The 23,860-nt window shown below is 62.1% G+C and carries 24 protein-coding genes; 14 read left to right on the plus strand and 10 right to left on the minus strand.

The window, feature by feature from the left end:
* The 5 genes from SH809_10055 to mtaB form a co-directional block, all read right to left on the minus strand.
* Positions 1 to 336, minus strand: a 336-nt coding sequence (locus tag SH809_10055) for a hypothetical protein (GenBank protein ID MDZ4700036.1), incomplete at its 3' end; no start/stop codon positions are given.
* A 49-nt stretch (positions 337 to 385) separates the two neighbouring features.
* Entirely contained in the window at positions 386 to 1,645 is a 1,260-nt protein-coding gene (locus SH809_10060) for a serpin family protein (GenBank protein MDZ4700037.1), read from the minus strand.
* Between the two features lie 47 nt (positions 1,646 to 1,692).
* Entirely contained in the window at positions 1,693 to 2,667 is a 975-nt protein-coding gene (locus SH809_10065) for a FecR domain-containing protein (protein ID MDZ4700038.1), read from the minus strand.
* Positions 2,654 to 3,256, minus strand: a complete 603-nt coding sequence (locus tag SH809_10070; protein ID MDZ4700039.1) for a sigma-70 family RNA polymerase sigma factor — start codon at positions 3,254 to 3,256, stop codon at positions 2,654 to 2,656. Before SH809_10070 ends, SH809_10065 begins: the two co-directional genes overlap by 14 nt.
* Before the next feature lie 89 nt (positions 3,257 to 3,345).
* On the minus strand, positions 3,346 to 4,671 hold the full coding sequence (gene mtaB, locus SH809_10075) for a tRNA (N(6)-L-threonylcarbamoyladenosine(37)-C(2))-methylthiotransferase MtaB (protein ID MDZ4700040.1): 1,326 nt from the start codon (positions 4,669 to 4,671) through the stop codon (positions 3,346 to 3,348).
* A 181-nt stretch (positions 4,672 to 4,852) separates the two neighbouring features.
* On the opposite strand from mtaB, the gene SH809_10080 reads away from it, so the two are divergent.
* From SH809_10080 to SH809_10095, 4 genes are all read left to right on the plus strand, one after another.
* Complete coding sequence (locus SH809_10080; GenBank protein MDZ4700041.1) at positions 4,853 to 5,560, plus strand: phosphatidylserine decarboxylase family protein; 708 nt, start codon at positions 4,853 to 4,855, stop codon at positions 5,558 to 5,560.
* An 80-nt stretch (positions 5,561 to 5,640) separates the two neighbouring features.
* Entirely contained in the window at positions 5,641 to 6,441 is an 801-nt protein-coding gene (gene pssA / locus SH809_10085; protein MDZ4700042.1) for a CDP-diacylglycerol--serine O-phosphatidyltransferase, read from the plus strand.
* A gap of 29 nt (positions 6,442 to 6,470) precedes the next feature.
* Positions 6,471 to 6,734 carry a phosphoribosylformylglycinamidine synthase subunit PurS gene (gene purS, locus SH809_10090; protein ID MDZ4700043.1) on the plus strand — a complete coding sequence of 88 codons (264 nt, stop codon included), beginning with the start codon at positions 6,471 to 6,473 and terminating at the stop codon, positions 6,732 to 6,734.
* A gap of 32 nt (positions 6,735 to 6,766) precedes the next feature.
* Entirely contained in the window at positions 6,767 to 7,090 is a 324-nt protein-coding gene (locus SH809_10095) for an ATP-dependent Clp protease adaptor ClpS (GenBank protein MDZ4700044.1), read from the plus strand.
* Between the two features lie 24 nt (positions 7,091 to 7,114).
* On the opposite strand, the gene SH809_10100 is transcribed toward SH809_10095, so the two are convergent.
* Complete coding sequence (locus SH809_10100; GenBank protein ID MDZ4700045.1) at positions 7,115 to 7,957, minus strand: ParA family protein; 843 nt, start codon at positions 7,955 to 7,957, stop codon at positions 7,115 to 7,117.
* Positions 7,958 to 8,025: 68 nt separating this feature from the next.
* Positions 8,026 to 9,477 carry a chromosomal replication initiator protein DnaA gene (gene dnaA, locus SH809_10105; GenBank protein MDZ4700046.1) on the minus strand — a complete coding sequence of 484 codons (1,452 nt, stop codon included), beginning with the start codon at positions 9,475 to 9,477 and terminating at the stop codon, positions 8,026 to 8,028.
* 286 nt (positions 9,478 to 9,763) lie between these two features.
* Between dnaA and dinB the strand changes: the two genes are divergently transcribed.
* The 3 genes from dinB to SH809_10120 all read left to right on the plus strand — a co-directional run bounded on the left by dinB (position 9,764) and on the right by SH809_10120 (position 12,570).
* Complete coding sequence (gene dinB, locus SH809_10110) at positions 9,764 to 10,825, plus strand: DNA polymerase IV (protein ID MDZ4700047.1); 1,062 nt, start codon at positions 9,764 to 9,766, stop codon at positions 10,823 to 10,825.
* A gap of 78 nt (positions 10,826 to 10,903) precedes the next feature.
* Positions 10,904 to 11,983 carry a mechanosensitive ion channel family protein gene (locus SH809_10115; GenBank protein MDZ4700048.1) on the plus strand — a complete coding sequence of 360 codons (1,080 nt, stop codon included), beginning with the start codon at positions 10,904 to 10,906 and terminating at the stop codon, positions 11,981 to 11,983.
* Positions 11,980 to 12,570: a YigZ family protein gene (locus SH809_10120; protein ID MDZ4700049.1), complete on the plus strand. Its 591-nt coding sequence runs from the start codon at positions 11,980 to 11,982 to the stop codon at positions 12,568 to 12,570. Before SH809_10115 ends, SH809_10120 begins: the two co-directional genes overlap by 4 nt.
* Before the next feature lie 23 nt (positions 12,571 to 12,593).
* Here SH809_10120 and rnhA read toward each other — a convergent pair whose 3' ends face one another.
* A complete protein-coding gene (gene rnhA, locus SH809_10125) occupies positions 12,594 to 13,034 on the minus strand; it encodes a ribonuclease HI (GenBank protein ID MDZ4700050.1) in 441 nt (146 codons plus the stop codon).
* A gap of 106 nt (positions 13,035 to 13,140) precedes the next feature.
* Here rnhA and obgE point away from each other — a divergent pair, with 106 nt between their 5' ends.
* From obgE to rlmB, 7 genes are all read left to right on the plus strand, one after another.
* A complete protein-coding gene (gene obgE / locus SH809_10130; GenBank protein ID MDZ4700051.1) occupies positions 13,141 to 14,145 on the plus strand; it encodes a GTPase ObgE in 1,005 nt (334 codons plus the stop codon).
* 48 nt (positions 14,146 to 14,193) lie between these two features.
* Complete coding sequence (gene dprA, locus SH809_10135; GenBank protein ID MDZ4700052.1) at positions 14,194 to 15,315, plus strand: DNA-processing protein DprA; 1,122 nt, start codon at positions 14,194 to 14,196, stop codon at positions 15,313 to 15,315.
* Positions 15,316 to 16,109: 794 nt separating this feature from the next.
* Positions 16,110 to 17,201: an RluA family pseudouridine synthase gene (locus tag SH809_10140; protein ID MDZ4700053.1), complete on the plus strand. Its 1,092-nt coding sequence runs from the start codon at positions 16,110 to 16,112 to the stop codon at positions 17,199 to 17,201.
* Between the two features lie 151 nt (positions 17,202 to 17,352).
* Positions 17,353 to 17,820, plus strand: a complete 468-nt coding sequence (locus SH809_10145) for a PTS sugar transporter subunit IIA (GenBank protein MDZ4700054.1) — start codon at positions 17,353 to 17,355, stop codon at positions 17,818 to 17,820.
* Positions 17,817 to 19,124, plus strand: a complete 1,308-nt coding sequence (gene hisS / locus SH809_10150) for a histidine--tRNA ligase (GenBank protein MDZ4700055.1) — start codon at positions 17,817 to 17,819, stop codon at positions 19,122 to 19,124. Before SH809_10145 ends, hisS begins: the two co-directional genes overlap by 4 nt.
* Positions 19,125 to 19,136: 12 nt before the next feature.
* Positions 19,137 to 20,120 (plus strand): prolipoprotein diacylglyceryl transferase, encoded by a 984-nt coding sequence (locus tag SH809_10155; protein MDZ4700056.1) that lies wholly within the window; start codon positions 19,137 to 19,139, stop codon positions 20,118 to 20,120.
* Positions 20,041 to 20,808: a 23S rRNA (guanosine(2251)-2'-O)-methyltransferase RlmB gene (rlmB, locus tag SH809_10160; GenBank protein MDZ4700057.1), complete on the plus strand. Its 768-nt coding sequence runs from the start codon at positions 20,041 to 20,043 to the stop codon at positions 20,806 to 20,808. The genes SH809_10155 and rlmB overlap by 80 nt, the downstream gene beginning before the upstream one ends.
* A gap of 65 nt (positions 20,809 to 20,873) precedes the next feature.
* On the opposite strand, the gene SH809_10165 is transcribed toward rlmB, so the two are convergent.
* Positions 20,874 to 21,137 carry a hypothetical protein gene (locus tag SH809_10165; GenBank protein ID MDZ4700058.1) on the minus strand — a complete coding sequence of 88 codons (264 nt, stop codon included), beginning with the start codon at positions 21,135 to 21,137 and terminating at the stop codon, positions 20,874 to 20,876.
* A gap of 206 nt (positions 21,138 to 21,343) precedes the next feature.
* Entirely contained in the window at positions 21,344 to 23,836 is a 2,493-nt protein-coding gene (locus SH809_10170; GenBank protein MDZ4700059.1) for a M1 family aminopeptidase, read from the minus strand.
* Positions 23,837 to 23,860 lie beyond the last annotated feature (24 nt).

Below are 23,860 nucleotides of genomic sequence, written 5' to 3' on the forward strand. Positions count from 1 at the left end.
CAGCGGCCGGCCGCTGCGCGCATCCAGCACCTGCCCCAGTAGTCGTCCGCGAACGGCTTCCCGTTGGATCGGTGGCACAACGACATAAGTCCCGGACGAAAGCCGGATGTAATCCAACTCGGCGGACGACAGGATACAGCCCAGCACGGCCTCGGCGCCGGCGTTTTCGATGGCGCAAAAGGCTTCACGATGATCAACCAGTTGCGGGTCGAATGACACGGCGCGGCCGGTGAGTCGGGAGAAATACGACAGGGCCTCGACGAGCGGCACGTCCCGCAACGACACGGAAAAGCCGGCCGCCCCGGATTGCCCCAGGGCCGGCGCGGCCAGTGTCATGGCTAATAAAAGGGTCGCTATGCCTGCACGCGCGCCTCGGGCCATCAGCTTACAGTGTGTTGAGTGTACCGATAAACAGGATTGCGCCGGAGTGCGCCTCGCGGATGGCGTAGATAAACGGCCGGTCGGCGCGGAAGAAGATTTCCCGCGGCTCGTTCGGGTTGTAGCTGGTCGTGGAGACCTCGGCGGCGGTGACGGCCGCGGCTTCGGTGCCTTCTTCGTTGACCTCGACAAACGTCTTGTGGAGCACTCGGCTGATGACCAGTTCGATGGCCGGGTCCTGCGGGATGCCCGAGAAATCGGCCAGCCCCTCGACGAACGCATCCTCGATCCCGAGCGCCGTCAGGGCGTCGTTCAGCGTCTGCTTGTATTCCAGGGTAAAACGGGGCAGGAAGATGTTGACGGCCTGATCGTCGAAGTCATCGACGAGGCGGGCCCATTTTGTGTCGTCAAGGGAGGCGATCAGCGCCGGCAGATCCTCCGTCGTTTCGGGCAGGATGACCGTCATCCGGTACTGGCCGTTGCCGTACGGGAGATCGATCGAGGCGAAGTCGTCGCCGGCCTGGTAGGGCACCGTCGCCTTCATCCGCATGAGCGGCGCCTGGGTGATGGCGCCGTCGGAGCCCGTGAACGGCTCGGGCTGCGTGGCCGCGGCGTCGAACTGGTATTTCCAGCTGCCTTTGAAGTAGATGGCATTGATGAGATACATCACCGCGTCGTCCGGAATCGCGTCGATGATGGTCTCGATCTTATCGTTGGTCTTGTCCGCCACCCAGTCGTTGATGACGTCGACGGACGCCGGCGCCCGGAAGTCCAGCGACTCGACCACAGCGTCGTAATACGTGGTGTTGGTCTCTATAAACGCCGGCGCCGGGGTAAAGGTCGCCTCGTGCCAGATCGAGTTGGCGATGTCGGTCTGGACAAGCGGATCGAGCCCCTGGAGGTACTCCATGAGCGATTTCGAGGCCGTGTTCAGGTCCTCGACGGACAGGCTGGCGTGACCGAGCGTTTCCACCATCTGGTCGCGCGTGTCGCCGGCGGCGCCGTTGACGGCCATGCCGAGGGCGAAGGTCACGCTGGTCGGGGAGATAAACAGGTTCTCGTCGGGTGCGTCATCGGCGAGCGCGGCGTAGAGACGCAATCCAAAGGCATTGCTAGCACCGACGACCGATTGTTCGCTCGCGGAGAGCGCGCGGAGGTCAGGGTTGGCTTCGTCGACGGAATCACACGCCGGCGCGAGAAGGGCAAGCGCCAGCAGGGCCGTCAGGGAAGCATGTTTTATGGGTATGGGTATCAGGGATATGTTCATGATCGTGTACGTCGATGGGTGGATGGGGCGTGCGCGCGGCGTCGCGTTCATGGACGGTAGATTTCGTATCCATTGGCGGTGCGGCGATAGGCCAGGTTGACCGACGCGCAGATGTCGGTGAGGACGGATTCGAGGGATTGTGGCGAGGGTTGGATGTAGCCAACGGAGACCTCGCCAAGGGTTCGTTCGACCGCGATGGTGCGGCCGTATCGCCGGCCGAGCTCGTCGGTCGCCAGCCGGAGGGGAAGGCCCTGGAAGGCCAGGCCGCCGCTGCGCCACGCGAGGGTTAGGTCCAGCGCGACCGTTGTGGGTCGTTTCGGGCGTGTGGTGTCGGCGTGGACGACGGTTTCCTGGGCGGCATCGAGGGTGACGCCGGCATCGTCCGGCACGAGCGCCTGGACGAAGACGCGGCCTTCCTCGACGGCGACGCGGGTTTCGCGGGCGTCGAGCGCCGGGCGCGTCGATACGTTGAAGCGGGTGCCGAGGACCTGGACGCGGGCATTGTGTGTCTCGACGACAAACGGGGAGCCATCGGATGCAACGCTGAAGAACCCTTCACCATCGAGGCGGACGGTGCGAGAGAGCCGGCCCAGGAACGGACGATAAGTGAGCGAGGAGGCGCTGTTGAGCTCGACGGTCGAGCCGTCCGGTAGATGGGCCACGAGCCGTTCGCCGGGCAGCGCCTCGATGGTCCGTAATGTCGTCCACCACAGGAGGCCGCTGATAACGAGCAGGACGACCGAGGCCGCAAGGGCGAGCATCTGATAGGAATGGAGTGGAAATACCAGCCGCAGGGTCGGTGCCTTCGCCTCCGCGACGCGTCGCAACACGTCGTCGGTGAAGGTATTCGAAAACGTCGCGGCGCCGCCGGCGTGGATGGCCTCGCGGAGCCATTGATGCTGCCGGTGCAACAACGCCGCGTCCGGGGAGGTGCGCAGCAGGTCGTCGAGCCGGGCGGCCTGGTCGGGCGACAGCTCGGTGTCCAGCGAACGCAGGATCAGCGCTTCGTCATGCTCGTTCATCGTCGTGCAGGTAAGGGAGCAGCAGCTCGCGTAATTTGGATTGGGCGCGCGACAGGCGCGATAACACAGTTCCTAACGGGAGGTCGAGGGCGTCGGCCGTCTCGCGGGTTGAAAACCCCTCGATGAGCCGAAGCACGATGACGGACCGGAAGGCCGGCGGCAGCTGGTCGATCGCCCGGCGCACCAGATGGCGCTTTTCGGCAGCCAACACCGGTCGGTCGGTCTGCTCCTTCGACGCCATATTGGCCAGGGCTTCCGGTTCGGCCGGCGCGAGGCGTTGCCGCGTCCGTTGCCGGCGTTTGAGTGCGTTGAGCGAGAGGTTGACGGCGATCCGGTGCAGGTACGTCGCGACGGACGAGTCGCCCCGGAAGGTGTCGATCGTCCGGTAGAACCGGATAAACGTCTCCTGGCCAATGTCTTCCGCTTCGTCGCCGGGGCCCATCATCCCGATCACCACTGCCGCGACGCGATCCTTGTACGCATCGACGAGGACGCGAAAGGCATCCCGGTCGCCGGATCGGATCCGCTCGATCAGGGCAGCCTCGCCGGCATACACTCTGGCTTCGCCTCGTTTCTGGGTTTCGTGCAACGATATCACCCGATTGCGCCTCTCTTCGGTCTGGTGTCGCTCGTTAGACACCGGGTAGGCTCGGTCTATTCCCGAAAGGTGACATCGCATCACCCATGAATTCCGATATACCCCGCCTCGCCGGCGACGACATCCCCGGCGGCGCTGATTTCAGCCAGAAAAACCAGTTCGGTCCGCCCGCCTTTCGCTGCCTCGTACGGCGCCTCGACCCGGATGTAGTTGTCGGTATACCCGTGCATCAGGCCGCTGTCGTGGGCATGCTCCCAGTGGACGGGCCGGGTCTGCCCGAGGTGCGTGCGGTAGAATGCGAGGCGTTTTTGCTCAGACAACACGCGTAGCCGGCGATTCCGGCGCGAGCGCACTTCGGGAGGCACAGGCGTTTTGCCGTCTGGCAGGAGGCGGCCGACAGCCGCGGTATTCGGGCGCTCGGAATACGTAAAGGCGTGGAGATAGGCGAGGGGCAAGTCGGCCAGGTACGCGTGTGTCGTTTCGAACGAGCGGTCATCTTCGGCGGGGAAGCCGACGATCACATCCGCGCCGATGGCGGCGTGGGGGAGGACGGAGAGAATGCGTTCGACGCGGGCGGTGTAGACGGCGCTTCGATACCGCCGTCGCATCGCGCCGAGGACCGCGTCGTCCCCGCTCTGTAGCGGGAGGTGAAAGTGGGGCTGGAAGGCGCGCGAGCCGGCGACGAAGTCGATGAGCGCATCAGTGAGCAGATTGGGCTCGATCGAGGATATCCGATACCGCTCGACGCCGTCCACCGCGTCGAGCGCGGCGACTAGATCGAGCAGCGACTCCCCGCTATCTTCCCCGAACAGCCCGATGTTTACGCCGCTCAGGACGATTTCGCGAAAGCCACGGCCGGCGATGTCCTGGGCCTGACGAACGGTTTCGTGGATGGACTGGGAGCGACTGCGGCCACGGGCGAGGGGGATCGTGCAGAAGGCGCACGTATAATCGCACCCGTCCTGTACCTTCAGAAAGGCCCGGGCCCGCTCGCCGGCGTGGTAGGCCGGCCCGAAGGTGTCCGCTTCGTCGATGCAGGATACATGGACCTGGCTGGCTTCTCCCTTTTCGAAGGAGCGGATAAGGCCAAACAGGTTGAACTTTTCCCTGGCTCCGAGGACGGCATCGACCCCGGGGATGGCGGCGATCTCTTCCGGCTGGAGCTGTGCGTAACAGCCGGTGACGATCACGAAGGTATGTGGATTGGCCCGCAACGCGCGCCGGATGACCTGCCGGCACTTGCGGTCCGCCTCGTCCGTCACCGTGCAGGTGTTGACAACCGTAACGTCCGCCGGCTCGCCGAAAGCCACGGCTTCGAAGTTACGGGCGACAAACGATTCCTGGAGGGCGCCCGTCTCCGCGTAATTGAGCTTGCAGCCGAGGGTATAAAAGGAAACACGCGCCATATGCTGCAAGCGGATTGCGGGAAACTGGCCGCCCGGGTCTTAATCAAGAATCGGTGCGGCGAATGGGATGAATCCGTATCTTACTGGCCGTTCTCGTTGGGACGCGACGTAAGGAGGACACGAGGTATCGTCTCCCCACGGGGACGGCCGATTGGATTCTATAAACTTAACTAGACGAACATTGATCGCCCGAGAAGGATATTTCATCGTTGCCATGGCCACCCTGTTTGCCATCGTGTGCGTGATGGTGGGGCTACAAATAGAATCCAAACTGCGTTTGTTCCTAATTGCTCTGGGTGCGATTGCCCTGGCGTTCACCCTCTATTTCTTCCGGGACCCTCGGCGCACGGTGCCCGTACATCCGGATGCGGATCGGATGATCCTGGCGCCGGCGGACGGGAAGGTGGTGGAGATCGTGGCGGAGACCGACTCGTTGTATATCAAGGGGCCTGTTCGTCGGATATCGATCTTCCTGTCCCCGCTCAACGTGCATGTCAATCGGGCGCCGGTAACCGGCGTGGTGGAGTTCGATCAGTACGTATCGGGCGATTACCTCGTCGCGTGGCACCCGAAGGCGAGCGAAAAAAACGAGCGGTCGCAACTGGGGGTACGCCATCCCAGTGGGGCGCCGGTATTGTTCAAGCAGATCGCCGGCGCCGTGGCGCGGCGTATCGTCTATCATATCACGGTGGGCGATTCCGTGCAGGCAGGGGAGCGTTTCGGCATCGTCAAGTTCGGGTCTCGGATGGACGTACTGGTTACGCCGGACGTACACTTTGATGTCGTCGTTGGGCAGAAGGTCACGGCTGGCGAAACCATTCTGGGATTTTTCCCGCCCGCCGATCCAGCCCGTGTCGTCGGCGCGGCGCGGCAGGGGGGCCTCGAGTGAGCGATATGGCGACCCCTCCCAGCGACAACCAACCGCCGAGCCATCGAATGGCGAAACAGCGTAGATTTCGCGAACGTCTGATGGCGTATCGCGCGAACCGGGGCGCCCGCCCACGGCGGCAGATCCCGCTCGTGGCCGTGCCCTCATTTTTTACGCTCATGAACCTGTTGTGTGGGTTCGGGGCGATCATCCAGATCCATGAAGGGCGCTTCGATCAGGCCGGGTGGCTCATCGTCTTCGCCGGCTTTTTTGACGCGCTGGATGGGATGATGGCGCGCCTGACGAACGCGTCGAGTATGTTCGGCGTCGAGTTGGACTCCTTGAGCGACATCGTCTCCTTTGGTGTCGCGCCGGCGTTCCTCGTGTATATCTTCGGGCTCCAGCAGTTTGGTCTTCTGGGGCTGATCGTGTCCGCGTTGCCGGCGTTGTGCGGCGCCGTGCGTCTGGCCAGGTTCAACCTGAGCGTCGATACTCAGGGGGACAAGCCGGAATATTTCAGCGGCTTGCCCATACCGATCCAGGCGGCCGCCATCGTGGCGCTGATCCTGAATATCAAAGATGTGACCTGGCTAAATCAGTTCAGCTTCAGCTCGATCTCGCTCCTGATCCCGATCGTGGCGGTGCTGGCCGGCCTGATGGTCTCTACCATCCCCTTCGACGCACTGCCGAAGCCGACGCTGCGCTACATCCGGTTGCACCCGTACAAGTTCGGCGCCTGCGCGATCGGCCTGCTCCTTACAATCTTCCTCCAACAGGTCGGTCTCCTGATCTCGATCCTGGTGTATATTCTGGCCGGGCTGACGAATGCCGCGGTTCGTGTGGGTAGAGCCATCATGAACACACCGACGGAATCTCCGATCCAGAACAACGAATATCCCTGAACCGCGCGCACGAGCGCATTGATGTCGCCATGTATAAAGCCATCGCCACCATCACGTTACGCCCTTCGATCCTCGATCCACAGGGGAAGGCCACACAACGTGCCCTGCACGACCTGGGCGCGTCACTGGTCGAGAGCGTTCGCATCGGGAAGTCCGTCGAACTCATGATCGACGCGGCCACGGAGGCCGAGGCGCGTGAGGTGGCGGCCCGGGCGTGTCAGCAGCTCCTGGCCAACTCGGTCATGGAGGATTACCGGATAACCGTGGAGGCGCAGCCGGCTATGCGCGCCTGAACGCCGACGAGCGAAACTCAAGACAACTAAGCATGCGATACGAACCGCAACATCCTGATACACGTCCGGCCTCGTCGGTCGCGCCGGATGAGGAGGTGCTGGTCGAAGAGGGTACGGAAGAGCGCCTGGACACCCCGTGGCGCGTGATCTTGTATAACGACGACATCCACTCATTTGAGGAGGTGATCCTGCAGATCGTCAAGGCCACGGGGTGTACGGATAGTCAGGCCGAAGCACACGCTTGGACCGTCCACACGCAGGGTAAGGCTGCCGTGTTTGAAGGGACGTTTGAGGAATGTTTTCGCGTGCAGGGCGTGCTGCGCGAAATCCAGCTGGTGACCGAGATCGAAGGGTGACCGGGGATACGCTGTGCGCCCGATTCAGGCGCTGCGGCGGAGGGTGATATTCTCCTGGAGGACGTGTACGTTCGATTCGGTGGCGATACTGGGAGCCGGCGTGGCGGTGTCCGGCGCTGAGAATAGGGGCAGCAGCGTGTCTGTCAGCTTCGCATAGTCCTGCGCCCCACGGGAGTTGAGGTCGAGGTCAAAAACCGTCGCTCCGCCCTTATACGAGTTCGCGAGGGAGGAACAGGTACGAATTTCTACATCGAGCACCTGGGCCGGATACCTCCCTTGAAGGTATTCGCGGTACCGGTCGTGCACGCGCCGGCGGGCGTCCACCTGGGTGAGTACGAAGTAGGGGAGATGGAGGTCGGGGTTCAGCTTGTCGCGGATGACGCGGATGGTCTCGGCGGTTTGTTCGGCGCCCATCACGGGCTGGTACTCGGGCGTGACCGGGATGAGCGTATAGTTGGAGGCGACGAGTGCGTTGAGACTGAAAACCGTGATGGCGGCGGCGGTGTCGAAGATCACCATGTCATATTCGCTGCCACGGGCGAGGGCTTCCTTGATAAAGAACACGTCGGTTGCCTTGTTCAGGTGCCGCATCTTGCTCGTCATCATGGTGGAGCTGGGGAGGATGTCGAGGGAGCCGACCCGTGTGAGCTGGATCTCGCGAAGGGAGGCGCCGGGCTCGAAGAGCTCGAGGCACGAGCCGGCGCTGGGGCGCTGCTGGAGGCCGAGCATGCTCGTGAGGAAACCCTGGGGGTCCAGATCCACAAGCAGCGTTCGGTGCCCTGTGAGGGAGAGGGCGGCCGAGAGATTGACAGCCGTGGTAGTCTTCCCCGTCCCGCCTTTGTGGCTACAGATCGTAAGAATGCGCATGCGAGGTCTATCGCTTGATGAATCGCGGTTCGTTCGCCCGAGGCTGTCCGGCTCCATGCCTCCGCTTATTAATGTCCCTGCCGTTTGAGAAGCCGCTCGATGCGGTCGACCCGGGCGTTGAACTGCGGGTCGGTGTCCATATAGCCCTCGATCGTCCGCAGCGCGTGGATGACCGTGCTGTGGTCGCGGCCGGCAAAGTAGGCGCCGATCGACTTCAACGACTGGTGCGTGAGCAGTTTGGCGAAGTGCATCACCGTTTGCCGGGCGAGCACGACTTCCCGTTTGCGCGACTTCCCGACGATGTGCTCGCGGAGGATGCCGAACTCTTCCGAAACCACGTCCATGATTCGCTCCAGCGTGATGCGCGTCATGGGGGTGCCTCGTTCACCCAGGACCTCGCACACGAGTCGTTCGTCGATCTCCGTCTGGTGGAGCAGGCTGTGCGCCAGCAGCTTGGTCAGAATACCTTCCAGGTCGCGGATGTTCGTGGACACCGACCGGGCGATCGTATCGATCACTTCGGGGGGTAAGTCCAGGTTATACCGCCGTGATTTCTGCAATAGGATGGCGGCACGCGTCTCGAAATCTGGCGCACTGATATCCGCCGTCAACCCCCACTGGAAACGGGAGACGAGGCGGGCATGAATGCCCTGGATGTCGCGCGGCGGGCGGTCGGCGCATAGGACGATCTGTCCGCCCGATTGGTGGAGGACGTTAAACAGGTGGAAGAACTCTTCCTGGGTGCGTTCCTTGCCGCTGAGGAACTGGATGTCGTCCACTACCAGCACGTTCAAGCCGCGGTAGAAGTTGGCGAAATCGTGGCTCCGGTTATTCCGGATGGCCGCGATAAACTGGTTCGTGAAGTTGTCACTCGACACATAGACCACGCGCAGGTCCGGATGGACGCGCATGGCCTGGTGGCAGATGGCCTGGGCGAGGTGCGTCTTTCCCAGGCCGACGTTCCCATAGATGAACAGGGGATTAAAACTCGTCGACCCCGGTCGGTGGGCGATGGCCAGGGCGGCGTTGCGCGCCAGGCGGTTGCCGTCGCACTCCACGAACTCATCAAACGTGTAGTGTTCGTTCAGCTGAGGCGGGGCGATGTTGTCGTCCTGCACGGAGCCAGAGGCGGAAGGGCGCGCGGACGCGGGAGCCGGCGCAGGTTCGGGTTCGCGGATGGACATCGGCATGCCGTCGCCGGCCGGCAACGGCTCGCGGGTATAGTGGCGTTCGGCGGGTGGTTCCGCCTCCTCGAAGCGAGAACCGCCGATGGTATACGCCGGCCGCGCATTCGGGCCCAGCACCAGGCGGACGCTGTCGTCCATGACCTCCCGGAAATGCTCCTCAATCCACCGTTGGTGGAAGGCGTTCGGTACCTCCAGATTCAGAATTTGCTTTTCGTGACCGTCGAGAGACAGCGCCCGAATAGGACGGATCCAGGTTTCGTAGCTATAAGCGGGCACTCTGCTCGAAATCTGCGCAAGACAGTCAGTCCAGACGGTTTGTGCCCGTGCGTTCATGCGAGTTGACAGAGATAGCGAGTTGATTGGTCGCTGATGTGCGGTAAAAAAGGGTCTTAAGAGTACGTCTCGAAACGGTTCACTTGCAACCAGACATCGGCGCAATTTTCCCACACGTTATTGGACAGGTTACCCACAGCTTTTGACGCCCCCGCACCGGGTTTTCAACAGGTTGTCCACACGGGCGTACATGTTCCGGGTTCAATGTTTGGGGTTCCGTGTTTTATAAAGAAAAAACCCGGAACTCCGCACCCGGAACCCTTCTCTCTTCATTCGTTGCAGCCGCATGGATCGGAAGATTATCCACATCGATATGGACGCTTTTTTTGCGTCTGTCGAGCAGCGGGACGACCCTTCGCTGCGAGGCCGGCCCGTGGTCGTGGGTGGCAGCCCGACAGGTCGTGGGGTGGTGGCGGCCGCCAGCTATGAGGCGCGCGTCTACGGCATCCACTCCGCCATGCCGGCTCGAACGGCGCTGAGGCTCTGCCCGGACCTCGTCTTCGTCCGAGGCGATTTTGCGCGGTATCGCGAGGTGTCCAGCCAGATGCGAGGCATCGTGTCGGACTATACGGCGCTTATCGAGCCCATGAGCCTCGATGAATGTTACCTCGATGTTTCCGATCTGCCCCACGGATTTAAGACCGCCACCGCCGTGGCCAGGGAGATCCGGGCGCGCATCCGGGACGAACTTCGCCTCACGGCCTCCGCAGGGGTGGCGCCGCTCAAGTTTGTAGCTAAAATGGCATCCGACTTCAAGAAGCCGGATGGCCTGACCGTCGTTCCGCCCGCGCGCCTGCTGGACTTCCTCCACCCGCTAAAAGTCGCCCGCCTACCGGGCGTCGGTCCGGCGACGGAGGCGTTTCTGCACGAACACGGTATCCACACGATCGGTGATCTGGCCGTCGTATCCAGGGAACACGCCGATGGGTTATTCGGGAAGTTCGGCTGGCGGTTATGGGAACGCGCCAACGGAATCGATGCGGGAGAAGTGCGCATCCATCACATCCGTAAGTCCCGCAGCGCCGAGCGCACCTTCGCCGAAGATATCGCCGTGCGCCCCGAGATGCATCGCGCGCTGGAGTCCCTCGCCGCTCGCGTGTGCCACGAGATGGCGCGCGATATGCTGTTGGCGCGCACGGTTCGGATCAAAGTCCGCTACCGCGACTTTACTACATTCACCCGCGCCACTACCCTGTTCGACGCCACCGCCGACGAAGCCCTCGTCGCCCGGGTCGCCATCACCCTGCTTGAACATGTGGCGCCTGTACAGCCCGTCCGTCTCCTCGGCGTAGGCCTCGCCAACCTGGTTTATCCTGATACCCCGAGGCAGCTGCGTCTGGATCTGTAAACGCGTTGAACGTTAACTCGTCGTCCCGAGCCCAGCGAGCGGCCCCCACTTTTCACTTTTCACTTTTCATTTTCTGCTATGCTCGAGCGCCTTCAGCAAGCCCTTTCCGACTATCATTTCGCCGGCGTACCCCTGTACGATATCGTGATCATCGCCGGAGTGTGGATCCTACTTGCCGGCATCCTGCTCTTCATTCAACAACAGGCCGGCGCGCGTCTGGAACGGATGGCCGCTCGGACCTCCAACCTGATCGACGACCTGCTGTCGACCGTCGTGAATAACACGCGGGGCTATTTTCTGCTGGCGATTGCGTTTCTGTTTGCACTGGGGTTCGGGGAAATTCCCGACGGGGCGGCCCTGGTGATTCGCCGCATCGTGTTATTGATCTGCCTGATCCAGATGATCGTGTGGGGGTCAAGCTTGATCACCCTGTGGATCGACAATTACCGGAAACGGCGGTTTGAGGAAGACCCGGCGGCGGTAACCACCATGATAGCGGTGGCCTTTCTCGGCCGCTTGGTGCTCGGCCTCATCGCTATTCTAATCGCGCTCGACAATTTTGGGGTTGACGTGACGGCTCTTGTCGCCGGCCTGGGGATCGGCGGCATCGCGGTCGCCCTGGCCTTACAAAACATTCTCGGGGACCTGTTTGCTTCGTTATCGATCATCCTCGACAAGCCGTTTGTCGTGGGAGATTTTCTGATCGTGGGCGACACGCTGGGTTCGGTGGAGAAGGTGGGGTTAAAAACCACCCGGCTGCGCAGCATCTCTGGCGAACAGATCATCGTGTCCAATAGCGACCTGTTATCCAGCCGCATCCGGAACTTCAAGCGGATGTACGAGCGCCGGGTCGTGTTTGAGATCGGGGTGATCTATGAGACCAAGCGCGAAGTACTCGCCGAGATCCCCGAGATGCTCAAGGCGATCGTCCTATCGCACGAGAAAGTTCGGTTCGACCGCGCCCACTTCAAAGGGTTTGGCGACTTCGCGCTGACCTTCGAGGTGGTGTATTTTGTGCTCAGTTCGGACCACGTGTTGTACATGGACATCCAGCAGTCCATCAACCTGGAACTCTTCCGACAGTTCGAGGAGCGCGGCATCGGCTTCGCCTATCCGACGCAGCTGGTGTATACCAAAAGCGTGGAGGCAGCGGCGTGATCGACACGTACCGCACCCTCGCCGGCCCCGTCCGCGCCGAACTTAAGGTCAAGGGCTCGCGGTTCATCGCCGAGGCCTTCCCGATTACGGCCCCCGAGGAGGTGACGGCACACGTCGCGGCCATCCGCAAGCGGGCCTATGACGCCACCCACCACTGCTTCGCCTATCGCCTCGGTGATGATTTTCGCTACAGCGACGGAGGAGAGCCCTTCGGCACGGCCGGCCAACCCATCCTCCGGCAGATCGATGCGAAGGAGGTGACGAATACACTGGTGGTGGTGACCCGGTATTTCGGCGGGGCGAAGCTGGGCACCGGCGGACTCATCCGCGCGTATGGTGACGCGGCCGCCGCTGCGATGGCGGAAATCGTTGTCCGGGAAGAGGTTGTGCTCGTCATGCTGAAGTTGCGATTTCCGTACGATGAGACCTCGCCGGCGATGCGGCTGATCGAGGAGATGGAGGGGAAGCTGGTCGGATCGACCTACGGCGACGACACGGAACTGGAGGTGGCCGTCCGCGCATCGCGTGTGCAGGCGTTTCGGGAGGCGTTTGTGGAGCGGTTGCGGGGGCGAGGGGCGATCGATTAATGCGGCCGCGATATCTCGGGGCCCTACGATTGTTGAGTGCGGCGAGCGGCCACCGCCAGTTCGTCACACCGGTTGTTGAGCCTGTCGTCCGCGTGGCCTTTAACCTTGGCCCAGACGATCTTGTGGCGCTTCTCAAGCTCCAGCAGGCGCTTCCAGAGATCCTGGTTCTCCACCGGCTTCTTGCTTGCCGTCAGCCAACCGTTTTTCTGCCACTTCTTGAGCCAGCCGTCCGTGAAGGCGCGTAACATGTAGGCGCTGTCGGTGTGGAGGGTGACTTCGCAGGGTTCCTTGAGGGCGTCCAGCCCCTCGATCGCCCCCGTGAGCTCCATGCGGTTGTTGGTAGTGAGCTTCTCGAAGCCCGTGAGTTCGCGCTGGGTGGCGCCGTGGATCAGGATGGCGGCCCAACCGCCCGGCCCCGGGTTGCCGCTGCAGGATCCGTCGGTGTAGAGGACGATGTGCTTCAAACGAGCGTTGAACGTTTTTGGGTTTGGACGTTTAACGAGGTCCGGTCGAGAGAATGAGCCGGCCCACCAGGATACGCATTCCACGGTATCCGACTGTACACGAACGATGAAATTTGTCGATTACGTCACCATCTCGGTCCGCAGCGGGAAAGGCGGCGCCGGCGCTATATCCTTCCGGCGCGCCAAGTATGAACCCAACGGTGGGCCCGATGGGGGCGACGGCGGAGCCGGCGGCTCAGTGATCCTCGAAGGCGATACGCACCTCTACACGCTACTCGACCTACGCTACAACCGCCACCACTTTGCCGACAACGGCAAGCCGGGCTCTGGGGCCAATAAACAGGGCCGGAGCGGCGACGATATCGTCCTCCGCGTCCCGATGGGTACGGTGGTGCGGAACCTGGAGACCGACGAGATCATCGGAGAGATCGTCGCGCAGGGCCAACAGCTCATGCTGGCCCAGGGCGGCCGCGGTGGCAAGGGCAATACGTTTTTTAAGACATCCACCCACCAGACTCCCCGATACTCGCAGCCGGGTGAACCGAGCATCGAACTGGAAGTCGTCCTCGAACTCAAGCTCCTGGCCGATGTCGGTCTCGTCGGCTTTCCGAACGCCGGCAAAAGCACGCTTGTGGCGTCCCTCTCCGCGGCTCGCCCGAAGATTGCGGACTACCCGTTCACTACCCTTGAGCCGGCCCTCGGGGTCGTGCGTGTCGAGGAGTATAAGTCGTTCGTCATCGCGGATATCCCCGGCATTATTGAGGGGGCGAGTGAGGGCCGCGGCCTCGGGCTCCAGTTCCTGAAACACATCGAGCGGAACGCGATCCTCCTGTTCGTTATCCCGGTCACCGACGACGACCCGGGCGCCTCGTATCGTATCCTGCTCAACGAGTTGGAGGCGTTTAATGCGGACCTGCTTCGGAAGCCACGGATGGTCGCGCTCAGCAAGATCGACCTCTTGCCCGTAGAAGACGCCGACGAGTGGATTACGATGGTTCGCGCCGGTTTCCCGGCCAATCTGCACATCGTCCCGATCAGCGCCGTCGCACAAAAAGGGCTGGAGAGGTTACGTATGGACCTCTGGAATCGTCTAGAGAAGAGTAAGGGATGACACGCAGGCCGGCGGCATCCCGCCTTGTGCCTTCCGAATCGATTCCCCATGCCCCACGTACCCGACGACTCCCCGGATGAACAACGCGCGCTGATCGCGCTGTCGCTGGTGCCCGGCGTGGGACCCGGCAGGATCAGACTGCTGGTGAACGCCTTTGGATCTGCCGCCGAGGCGCTTGAGGCGCCGCGCGCCGCGCTGGCGCGGCTGGAGGGATTCGGCGGCATCACCGCGGACGCGATCGTCAAGTTCGATGGGTATGACCTGGTCGAGGAACAATGGCGCCGCGCATGCCAGGTCGAGGCTCGCATGGTCACCGAATGGGACCCCCTCTACCCCGAAGCGCTGCGTACGATCTATGATCCCCCGGTTTTTTTGTGGATGCGCGGTGAGGCCGTGGCGGCAGACCAGCGGGCGATCGCCATCGTCGGGACGCGCAAGCCGTCGGAATACGGGAAGCGGATGAGTGAGCGGTTCGCTGGCGAACTCGCCGAGCGCGGCTATACCATCGTGAGCGGACTGGCCTACGGAGTGGACGCGATCGCCCACGCGGCGGCCCTGCAGGCCGGTGGCCGCACGCTGGCCGTGCTGGGGTCCGGGGCCGATTGGATTTATCCCGCCCGAAATCTCCCGCTGGCCATGCGCATCCAGGCGGCTGGCGCCATCTTCTCCGAGTACCCCCTCGGCGCCCGCCCGGATGCCGTGCATTTTCCCCGGCGCAACCGGATCGTGAGCGGCTTGTCGCTCGGTACACTGGTGGTCGAGGCCTATGAAAAAGGCGGCGCGCTGATCACGGCCGGCCTGGCGCTGGAGCAGAACCGCGAGGTGTTCGCCATCCCGAGCGCATTGACCAACGCGGCCGGAGCGGGAGCCAACCGGCTCATCCAGCGCGGCCACGCCAAACTTGTGCAATCGGTGGACGACGTGCTTATCGAGATCGAGCCGGCGTTTGAAGCGAAATCAACCCCGACAGCGCCGCCGCTCGATCTGAATCCCACCGAGCGGCAGCTTTACGAGGCGCTTGCTTCAGAACCGATACACATCGATACCCTGTGCGCGCGTACCGGCTTCGATACCTCGACAGCGCTCGTGTATTTGCTCAGCCTCGAATTCAAGGGATTGGTGTTTCAGATGGCCGGCAAACAGTTTTATATCAGCGACCGTGCGCGATAACCCGACGATAGCGCGTGTTGCCGTTCGAACCCGTAGGGACACGATACTTGTCAGGCGCTATAGAGTATATCTAGGTATTGCGCTGTAGCGTTGCGACTCTGAATGATTTGTTGCGCTGATCCGCAAGCTAATTGGGCTACTTCCTCCTCGTTATTTACTGACTTTACCTTTACGCGTTTACTCGTTGCGCGTTATTCGATCGGTATGAAAATCACGCTCCACAGCGCAACGGTGCGTACCAGGATACCAAACGTTCAACGGAAAAACGTGAAACGCGTAACGTCAGTTATTTAGTACTGTCATCCCCGACCCCGATCGGGGACCCATACAAGGTTTAATTTTGCACAAAACCGTGCCTGGCACCGCAAGTAAGCCATTATGAAGTCTCCTGTGGATCCCCGCGTTCGCGAGGAGGACGAATTACTGACGTTACGCGCACACAGCGCGAATGTCATCCTGAACGCAGTGAAGGACCTTTCTAAGACGCGTCGATGGCGTTTTTTAACGCAAAATCGCGTTCTAGAAAGACGCTTCACGAGGCTCAGCGTGACATGCATGCCGGGTTGCGTAACGTCAGTTAGAAGGCTTTGCATGATCTTCTGTCCAGGTAGAACGGTGTGGCGCCAAGTGTACTGGCTCAGCGTGATCGCAACCCTACAGCGTCTGACTTATGTTGTGTCCCTCTTGACCGCCATCGTGTCCTGATGAATCGCGCGCCGTTGAACGTTTAGCCGCTCGGGCGTTAAAGAGGGCCACTCGAACGGTAAACGTCGGTGCAAGAACCAGGGATCAGTATGGAAATGGAGCGCGAGGAGACACAGATCATCCTTGAGGTGCCGGCCGGTTATACCGAGTCCGAGCGCCTGGATGTGTACATCACGGGTTTCGTCGCGAACGCGACGCGGACAAAGGTGCAGCAGGCGCTTCAGGACGAGCGAGTTCGGGTTAACGACCGGGTCGTCACCCGCTCGTCGTACAGAGTCCAGGGCGGCGATCACATCGTCTGCACCGTCCTCCGGCAGCCACCCGTCGAGGCGCGGCCTGAAGCGATACCTCTGGAGATTGTGTATGAGGATGCATGGCTGCTGGTGGTCAACAAACGCGCCGGCATGGTCGTGCATCCCGCCTACGGCAACCGGACGGGTACGCTGGTGAACGCGTTGCTGCACCATCTCGGCGCCGGACCGATATCGTTCGAAACGGAAGAGGAGGAGGAAGAGGAGGTCGTGGTCGGCCTTTCGATGGCCACGGCGCGCCCGAGAGGTATGGAGGGAATCGATATCCGGCCCGGAATCGTGCATCGGTTGGACAAGGACACCTCGGGCCTGCTCGTGGTCGCCAAGGACGACGCCACCCACGCCCACCTCGCAAGGCAGTTCTACGACCGCACGAGCCGTCGCACGTACGAGGCGCTCGTCTGGGGAGAGCCAACGCCGCGCGAGGGCGTGATCGAGACGTCGCTGTTTCGGGACAGTCGGGATCGGCGGAAGATGGCGGTGGTGCCGGCGGAAAAAGGCAAACGCGCCGTCACGCACTACGCACTGATCGAATCGTTCGGTTATACCTCGCACCTCCAGTTCAGGCTGGAAACCGGGCGCACGCACCAGATACGCGTCCACGCCGAATATCTCCGGCATCCAATCCTCGGGGACGCCACCTATGGCGGGCAAGAGGTTCGGTTCGGACCGCAAAGCTCCAAACGAGCGTCGTTTTTTCGTAACTTGTTCGAGCGCATGCCGCGGCAGGCGCTGCATGCCCGCACCCTTGGGTTTACCCACCCCAAAACTGGCGTGGCCATGGATTTTGACTCACCGGTGCCCGAGGACATGGCGTGGGTGATGGAACGCCTCCGCGATGTCGACGCCCTGTTGTACCGCGGCGAGTAGGTACACGATCCGTCGTGTACTGCCTGCCAGGAAGCACGGCTCCGGGGATTTGGCGAGGATCGGAACGAGTCCCCCCCTGGGTCGTTCTTGCTTGCCATAATTGGCCGGCCGGCCATCGCATGCGCTGCCTCGAAGATTACCCGGAGTTGACGTGTTCGAAATCGCCCAGTTGTTAACATCGAAGACGGTGCGCGTCCAGCTTCCGGGGAGCACGAAGGCCGAGGTGTTGAAACACCTCCTCGAGCTTCTGGAAGACGATCCCCGGATTGGCGATTTTGAGCGGGTCCGGGAGGCCGTCCTGGTTCGCGAGGCGTTGATGTCCACCGGCGTTGGTAAAGGACTCGCTCTGCCCCATGCACGGACGTCGGCTGTTGACGAAATTGTCGCCGCATTTGCCACCTCGGCCCACCCCGTGCCATTCGATGCGATCGATGGGGAGCCTGTGCAGCTTTATTTTTTGCTCGTCGGGCCCGAAAACGCCCGATCCGAGCATATAAAGACCATGAGCCGCGTATCCCGACTGATGAACGAAGCCGCCTTTCGTGAGCAGTTGCTGGCGGCGAAATCGGCCGCGGCCATCATCGCCCTGTTTGAAGAAAGCGAACGAAACCTGGGATGAGCAGCCGTCTGAAGAATATTACCGGTACCTTCGACATCCTGCCGGCCGGCGCAAGCCGCGAGGGGGTCCATGCCCAGGGCGCGGCCGAATGGCGGTACATCGAACACCGTATCCGGTCGATCTTCGAGCGCTTCCAGTTCGAAGAGATTCGCACGCCAATCCTCGAACCCACCGAGTTGATCGCCCGGGGTATCGGCCAGCTGACGGATATCGTCTCAAAGGAAATGTTCGCCTTCGAGCGGGAGGACACCCAGTATGTGCTTCGGCCGGAACTGACGGCGCCGGTCATGCGCGCCTATCTACAGCATCGCATGGACCAGCTCGGCGGTGCGCAGAAACTATTTTACATCGGCCCCTGCTTTCGGGCCGAGCGGCCTCAGAAGGGCCGCTACCGCCAGTTTCATCAGTTTGGCGCCGAGGTGATCGGGGTCGAAGCTCCCATGGCGGATGCGGAGACGATTGCGGTCATGATGGCCATCTACCACGATTTCGGTGTAACGAATCAGCGCCTACGGATTAACTCCCTCGGCGACGCCGCCAGCCGGCCGCGATACCGCGATGCGCTCCGGGCCTACTTCGAGCCATTCAAGGCCGATCTTACCGAGACCAGCCTGGCCCGGCTCGACAAAAACCCGATGCGTATCCTCGACACCAAAAACGAGAAGGAACGTCGGCTTCTCGACGGCGCTCCGCGCCTGGTGGATTTTATCGACTCCGAAAGCCAGGAGCATTACGAGGCCGTCAAAGCGTACCTTGCCGATGCGGGCGTCGCTTATATCGAGGATCCCTTTTTGGTTCGTGGGCTCGATTATTACACCCGAACGGCGTTCGAACTCGAGAGTGACGAACTGGGCGCCCAGAGCGCGCTGGCCGGCGGTGGGCGGTACGACCTCCTGGCCCGAGAGATCGGCGAAGAGGTCGGTGTGCCGGCGGTCGGCTTCGCTGCCGGCATCGAGCGCCTCTTCCTCGCGATTGAAGCCCTCGGCCACGCCTTCCCGGAACGCTCTCATCCCGACGTCGCCCTGGTGGCGCTCGGAGAAGCGGCCGGACGGTGGGCGTTTATCCAGGCGCTGGCGCTCCGCGCCTCCGGTCTGGCTGTCAGTGTCGATCTCCAGGGTCGCTCCATGAAAGCCCAGATGCGCGACGCCAATCGCTCCGGCGCGCGGTACGTGGTGATCGTGGGCGACACCGAACTCGCGCAGCGCGCCGCGCCCGTCAAGCACATGGCCACCGGCAACCAGGAGTCCGTCGCGATCGACGCCCTGGCGCCGTATCTGACGTCTCACGCGCCGCAGGGGGCTTAATCTAGGAACAGCATGTATCCACGACTCAGCGACATCTTCCGGGACCTGTTCGGGTTTGAACTCCCGTTTCCGATCTTTTCGTTTGGCGCCATGGTGGCGATCGGCGCGATGACCGCCGGCTGGCTGCTCGGGAAAGAGCTGGACCGCTACTACGGGATGGGGCGGATCGGCGGGGTATTGATGAAGGTGGACGGGAAGGGCAAAAAAGGCCGTACCGGCATGCAGAAGGTGGCGCCCTCCAATGTGGTATGGGTCGTGACGATGATCGCCCTCGGTGCGGGGTTCGCCGGCGCAAAACTCTTTCACATTCTCGAAAATCTCGACCAGTTTGCCCGCGGCCCACTTGCGATGATCTTCTCTTCGGGCGGGTTTACCTTTTATGGCGGCCTGGTCGTGGCCACCATCGTGATCGTGTGGTATCTGCGCAAGAAGGGGTTAAGTGTACCCATTTTCGCGGATAGCCTGGCGCCGGGGCTCATGATCGCCTACGGGATCGGGCGACTGGGGTGCCACCTGGCCGGCGATGGGGACTGGGGCATCGCGAGCGACATCGCCAGCAAGCCGTTCTGGCTGCCGATGTGGATGTGGGCCGAGACGTATCCGAACAACATTCTGGGCGCTAACCTGTCTCAAGCGCCCGTATACCCGACGCCCATCTATGAATTCCTGGCCTGCACGCTGCTGGCCGGGTTGCTCTGGAGCGTTCGAAAACACCCCTTTCAAGCCGGCTGGCTGTTTTCGCTCTATCTGTCCCTCAATGGCATCGAACGGTATTTGATTGAACAGATCCGGGTGAATAACACCTTTGATCTCTTCGGCATCGTGTTCACTCAGGCTGAGATGATCGCTGTCGTCCTCTTCGGACTCGGCGTGTTCGGGCTCATCCGCTTTTCGCGTAGACCACCAACCCACGGCGATGAACGAGACAACGAGAACGGTCCTGATCGGGCGAAAGCCGGTAAAAGAAGCCCTGATCAATCAGCCGCGGTCCATTGACAAGATTCTGCTGACCAAAACGAGCGGCTGGCCCGAAATCGATGCCATTCGGGCGGAAGCGTCGCGAAACGGCGTGCCCGTGCAGTATGCGCCGGACGTCCGGCTGGATAAAGAATGTGGCCGCGCCAACCACCAGGGGGTGGTCGCTTTTGTCAGCGGCGTCGACTACCGGGACCTCGACGACATGCTGCGGGAGGTGGCCCCGACGCGTGACGATGTGACCGAGAAACAGCCGATCCTTCTCGCGCTCGATCGGGTGGAGGATCCGCACAACCTGGGGGCGATTCTGCGAAGCGCGTTGGCCGCCGGCGTGGCCGGAGTCGTCGTGCCCGATCAACGGATGGCGCCGCTAAATGCCGCGGCCATGAAGGCCAGCGCCGGCGCGGCGATGCGCCTCCCGATCGCCCGCGTTACGCGGCTGGCCGATGCCCTTTATCTGATGAAGGAGCGGGGGTATTGGGTTGTCGGGGCGGATGCGAGCGGCGAGGCTACGATCTGGTCCTACGACTGGCGGCGCCCCGTGGTGATCGTGGTTGGCAGTGAAGGCGCCGGCCTACATCCATCCGTACTCGAACAGTGTGATGCGCTGGTTTCCATCCCGCTGTACGGACCGATGGAGTCGCTCAACGTGTCGGTAGCGAGCGCGCTCACGGTGTATGCGGCGGCGAAGCAGCGGCATGAGGCGTGAACGTCCGGAGAAAAGGGTAGAGGACGATAGGGGGAATACAGGGCGCGCGGACGACCAGCCACGCGTTATTTTCGGGGGTTGAGTCGGTAAACGATCTTCCGGACGGTGTCGAATTGCAGGTACGGATATTCGCGCCGCAGCGTTTCGATCGCGTCACACGCCGGCACTTCTTTTTCGCGCAGTATCCAGAATTTGATGCGGATCTGGTAGTCCCGTATCCCTTTATCACTTAGCAGCGAATGGCTCGCCAGCATATCGTACATTTCGTCGCTGAGGAATTCAGCGAGTGGATTCTGCGTGTCCTCGCGGGTTTCGGTCAGGAGATACATCGCTTTCGGAGTCTTCGGTTAACAGGCATCACGTAGGTGGATACCCTGTACGCACGCGGCATAAGGAGTAATCACCTGTATAATCCTAACCGATTATGCTCCTACATTCGCCGCAATTTCCTCCGAACCGTATTGGCTTCCCGGCGAATCGTTTTATTGCCGAGGCGAACGGCCTACTCTGCCAAGAAATGGTGAACGGACGTGGGTCAGGGGCTGTGTCGTGCTTCGCGCCGGAGATGGGGTAGGGAAAATAAGGAGTCAACGTCGGCGCTGGCGTCGGCACTCAAGGCCCTCTCGGCGACGCGCGCGGCGGTACGGACGAGCGGAGAGGGGTCGTCGATCAGCGATGCGATGGCCGTTGCGGCCGTCTTGTTCTCCAGCCGCGCGTAATACGCCAGGAGGCGGATGGCACCGATTCGAAGTTCGGTCGGTTGGTTGGCGGACGTATAGGACGACGCCAGCTGTACCCCTTCCCGCGTCGATATCCCCACCTGGGGGATGGCGACCATGCCGGCGAGACGCACACGTTCTTCGTGGGACGGCGTGATCAGGGCCGAACGAACGATATCCTCGGCGGAGGGCGCTTTTACAGCGGCCAGAACGCTTACGGCCGTCGCCTGAAGGGCATAACTCATCGCTGTTTCGGCCGTTTCGAGCGCCATGATCGTGGCGTTGGCGGTATCGGAACGGCGCGCGAGGCCCTCCAATACGGTCTGACGGATGCGCGGGCTCTCCTCTTCAAAAGCGTTCATCAACATCCGATCCCCGTTCTCGGAAGGGGGCAGTGCGGCGAGAAGGGTAACGATGGCGGTGTAGACCGCTTCGGGCGGTCGGCTCTGCACGGCCGGCTGGAGTCCGATCGCCAGCGCGGGATCGTTGCGGGAGGCGCCAAGCGCTTCAACAGCCGCGAGCCGATCCATGATGTTCGGGGCGTAACGCAGCTGGGCGACCCACGCCGTGAGCGTCTGCTCCACAGCAACCGTCATCAGGTAGCGATGATCGGGGTCGACCAACACAAATCGCGGCGCAAAGGTAAGCGGAAAGGAAGCGGTCTGTTCGGCCTCGTTCATGGCGAGGGTGAAGCGCTGGCTGCTCCCGAGGGTGTGGACCTCGAGGTCCAGGGAGAGGTCGAAATCCGCCGGCACCAGGTACCCATCCTGTCGCTGGCTGAGGTTGACATAGAGCGACTCGGCCACCGGGTCGTACCGGTAACGCACATCCAACTCGGGGTGGCCGGCGCTGTACACCCACTGGTCGAAAAAGCTCTCAAACGACGTTTTGGACCAGGTGGCGAGGGACTGTTTCAGCATGTCCGCATTCACGGGCGAAAACGCCCTGGCGCGGCGGAAGGCTTGGAGAAAGCCCCAGAACGACTCATCGCCGAGTTGCTGATGGATCGCATGGAAGATCCAGGCCCCCTTGGCTCGGGCATGGGCATCCGAAAGCTGCGCCGGCTGCTCCCATTGATTCCAGACGAGGGGACGGCGGTACTCCGCTCCCTCGTCGAAGTACAGCTCGGCCAGATGATGGAGGCCGGCGTAAAAGGCATCATCCCCCTCGCGCTCGCGGAGGTACAGGAGTCCGATGTAGGAGGAAAGTCCGGTGGCGATCCATGCGTCCGCCCAGAAATCGGGCGGAAGCATCGCGCCCACCCACTGGTGGGCGAGGGCCGTGGCGAGGGGCAGGGTCGGCGACTCATCCAGGATCGCGCGTTCGTCGAGCAGGAAGCGGTCGTTGAACAGCGTGTACCCGGTGAAATCCAGCGTGTCGATCAGGAGGTCGTTGGCCAGTACCTGTGTATATCGGGGCCATGGGTAAACGGCGTCGAACCGGGCGGAGAGGAAGTTTAGGATCGATCCCGTCTCCTGGAAGGTTCGCGCCACGTCGTCTGTCCGTTCTTCTGCCACCCACTGGGCGAAGGGGACGGTGTAGCCGTTGCTGAGGCGTACGGACTGTTCATATTTATAGAATCGGCCCACAACAAGCCCTATGGCGTAGGTCGCGTGTTGTTGATCCTGCACGTAATGAAACTGTACGAGGCCGTCTTCGGTCGGCATCGTTTCTGACAGGAGTCCGTTCGCGAGGACCTCCATATCCGGCGGGACGGCGACGAGGACTTCGGAGGTCGCCAGGTCGGCCGGGCTGAAGGGCAGCGGCAGCCAGAAACGGTGGCTCTCCGGCGCGGCGTCGGTCCAGAGTAGGGTCGGCGCGCGTGAACCGGCCGGCCGGTGCAGGTAGAGACCTCGGGCCGGCGTGGCAGCGTAGGTGATCTGAACCTCGATAGGGCCGTCGGTGTGCGCGAGAGAATCGAGCCCGACATGCAGGGTATCCGTGCCGGAGAAGGCGAATGTCGCCCCTGTTTTTTCCCCGTCGAGGATGCCCATGCGCACACTGAAGACCTCGATGGACTCGGCGCGGAAGGGCAGGGTCGAAAGGGAATCCTCAACGAGACGAACGCGGTAAGTGGCGACGCCAAAGATGCGGCCGGCGTCCATCTCGACGCGCAGGGACACGCGTAGATGTTCAAGATCAAACGGCTGGGCCGGCATCTCATGCGCCGGCGCGGTGAACAGCGCGTGGGTGGTGGATGACTCGGACAGGGTACCTTGCTCGACAATCGGTTGCGCGGACGCGACGCACGTGGCGCCGAGCACCAGCAAGGACAGCATGAGGCTGCGGAGCGCTACGGTCGAGTTCATGTCGGATCAAGGAAGCCGAGGTTC

This window comes from Rhodothermales bacterium, assembly GCA_034439735.1.
Lineage (GTDB): Bacteria > Bacteroidota > Rhodothermia > Rhodothermales > JAHQVL01 > JAWKNW01.

Coding starts and splice junctions, on each gene's coding strand:
- purS (MDZ4700043.1), top strand. CDS start 6,471: ATGTATAAAGCCATCGCCACCATCACGTTACGCCCTTCGATCCTCGAT.
- SH809_10170 (MDZ4700059.1), bottom strand. CDS start 23,836: ATGAACTCGACCGTAGCGCTCCGCAGCCTCATGCTGTCCTTGCTGGTG.
- dnaA (MDZ4700046.1), bottom strand. CDS start 9,477: ATGAACGCACGGGCACAAACCGTCTGGACTGACTGTCTTGCGCAGATT.
- obgE (MDZ4700051.1), top strand. CDS start 13,141: ATGAAATTTGTCGATTACGTCACCATCTCGGTCCGCAGCGGGAAAGGC.
- pssA (MDZ4700042.1), top strand. CDS start 5,641: ATGGCGTATCGCGCGAACCGGGGCGCCCGCCCACGGCGGCAGATCCCG.
- hisS (MDZ4700055.1), top strand. CDS start 17,817: ATGAGCAGCCGTCTGAAGAATATTACCGGTACCTTCGACATCCTGCCG.
- SH809_10065 (MDZ4700038.1), bottom strand. CDS start 2,667: ATGAACGAGCATGACGAAGCGCTGATCCTGCGTTCGCTGGACACCGAG.
- SH809_10165 (MDZ4700058.1), bottom strand. CDS start 21,137: ATGTATCTCCTGACCGAAACCCGCGAGGACACGCAGAATCCACTCGCT.
- mtaB (MDZ4700040.1), bottom strand. CDS start 4,671: ATGGCGCGTGTTTCCTTTTATACCCTCGGCTGCAAGCTCAATTACGCG.
- SH809_10155 (MDZ4700056.1), top strand. CDS start 19,137: ATGTATCCACGACTCAGCGACATCTTCCGGGACCTGTTCGGGTTTGAA.
- SH809_10060 (MDZ4700037.1), bottom strand. CDS start 1,645: ATGAACATATCCCTGATACCCATACCCATAAAACATGCTTCCCTGACG.
- SH809_10100 (MDZ4700045.1), bottom strand. CDS start 7,957: ATGCGCATTCTTACGATCTGTAGCCACAAAGGCGGGACGGGGAAGACT.
- SH809_10140 (MDZ4700053.1), top strand. CDS start 16,110: ATGGAAATGGAGCGCGAGGAGACACAGATCATCCTTGAGGTGCCGGCC.
- dinB (MDZ4700047.1), top strand. CDS start 9,764: ATGGATCGGAAGATTATCCACATCGATATGGACGCTTTTTTTGCGTCT.
- SH809_10095 (MDZ4700044.1), top strand. CDS start 6,767: ATGCGATACGAACCGCAACATCCTGATACACGTCCGGCCTCGTCGGTC.
- rlmB (MDZ4700057.1), top strand. CDS start 20,041: ATGAACGAGACAACGAGAACGGTCCTGATCGGGCGAAAGCCGGTAAAA.
- dprA (MDZ4700052.1), top strand. CDS start 14,194: ATGCCCCACGTACCCGACGACTCCCCGGATGAACAACGCGCGCTGATC.
- SH809_10115 (MDZ4700048.1), top strand. CDS start 10,904: ATGCTCGAGCGCCTTCAGCAAGCCCTTTCCGACTATCATTTCGCCGGC.